Genomic DNA, 1,338 nt, shown 5'->3' on the forward strand with positions numbered 1-1,338 from the left:
GTGCTGACCCGTCCGGAGCATCGACGCCCAGCAGTTCCAGCGCCCCGGGCGCCCCGGCGGCCGGACACGCGCCCCCCGCCACGCCGCCCGCCGTCGGCCGCGACGGCATCCTGCCGACCCCCGGGCAGCGGCCCGGGGCGCCGGGGCTGCCCGGATCACCCGACCTTCCGGGCGGCGGCGGAAACGCAGGCAAGGATCTGCCGCGAGTTCCGGGCCACATCACGCCAACCCTGCCGGGCGTCGTTCCGACCAAGGCGCCCGGCCAGCCATAAGCCGACCTTAAAGCCCTTTGTTAACCCGGTTGAGCTATCACTTAGGGCGGTTCTGAGCGCTCAGAACGACCCAAAGTGATAGCGCAACGGGTTGGTTGGCGGGGGGGTTGGTTCGCGGCGGCTCGAGTTGGGCTGTTCCTGCTGTTTAGGCCAGGACCTGCCGCTTCGAAGAGATGACGCCGGTGTCGAATCCGGCAAGGTGCAGGCCGCCGTGGAACCGGGCATGCTCAATCTTCACGCAGCGGTCCATCACGACGTCGAGTCCGGCGGCCTCGGCCTCCTTGGCAACGTCCTCGTGCCAGGAGCCCAGTTGCAGCCAGAGGGTCTTGGCGCCGGCGGCAATGGCCTCGTCCAGGACGCCGGGCAAGTCGCCGTGCTTGCGGAACACGTCCACAATGTCCGGGCTTTCCGGCAGGTCCGCGAGCGACGGATACGTCGGCTGACCCAGGATTTCCTTCACCACCGGGTTCACGAAATAGACCTTGTACCGGGTGGAGGACTGCAGATAGGTGGCCACGAAATAGCTCGCGCGCGAGGGCTTGTCCGATGCGCCCACAATCGCGATCGACTTCGCCTGCCGCAGCAGGTTCAGGCGCTCCGGCGCCGAGGGGCCGGTCCAGGTCCGTTCTTCAACACTCATCAGTTCGCTCCGATCGTGCAGGCTTCAGCCTCTGCGGATGCATCCGGGGCTGCTGCTTCCGAGGCGGCGTCCAGTGCCTGGTCCAGGTCCCAGAGGATGTCATCGATGTCCTCGAGGCCCACGGAGATGCGGACCAGGTCCTCGGGGACACCTGCCGCCTCGAGCTGTTCGGGGCTCAGTTGCTGGTGGGTGGTGGACCCGGGGTGGATGACCAGGGTCCGGGAGTCGCCCACATTGGCCAGGTGTGAGGCCAGCTGCAGGGACTCGATGAACTTCTGCCCCGCGGCCCGGCCGCCCTTGACGCCGAACGAGAACACCGAGCCCGGACCCAGCGGCAGGTACTTCTGCGCCCGCTCGAAGTGCGGGTGCGAGGGCAGGCCGGAGAAGTTCACGTAGGCCACGCGCTCGTCCGCTTCCAGCCATTCG

Annotated in this window: 2 protein-coding genes and 1 pseudogene; 1 reads left to right on the top strand and 2 read right to left on the bottom strand. The window is 68.0% G+C overall.

What is annotated here, in order from left to right:
• Window positions 1-272, top strand: a pseudogene (locus tag LQV45_RS33010) (hypothetical protein); the annotation flags it as partial.
• Between the two features lie 145 nt (window positions 273-417).
• Here LQV45_RS33010 and LQV45_RS33015 read toward each other — a convergent pair.
• Together LQV45_RS33015 and LQV45_RS33020 are read right to left on the bottom strand one after the other, a co-directional pair.
• The gene (locus LQV45_RS33015) at window positions 418-912 is read right to left on the bottom strand and encodes a CoA-binding protein (protein ID WP_230011882.1); all 495 of its coding nucleotides are present in this window, start codon (window positions 910-912) and stop codon (window positions 418-420) included.
• Window positions 912-1,338 (bottom strand): PLP-dependent transferase (locus tag LQV45_RS33020; protein WP_230011884.1); only part of this gene is annotated, 427 nt, incomplete at its 5' end. The genes LQV45_RS33015 and LQV45_RS33020, both read right to left, overlap by 1 nt.

It is taken from the genome of Microbacterium sp. Bi128 (assembly GCF_918698205.1).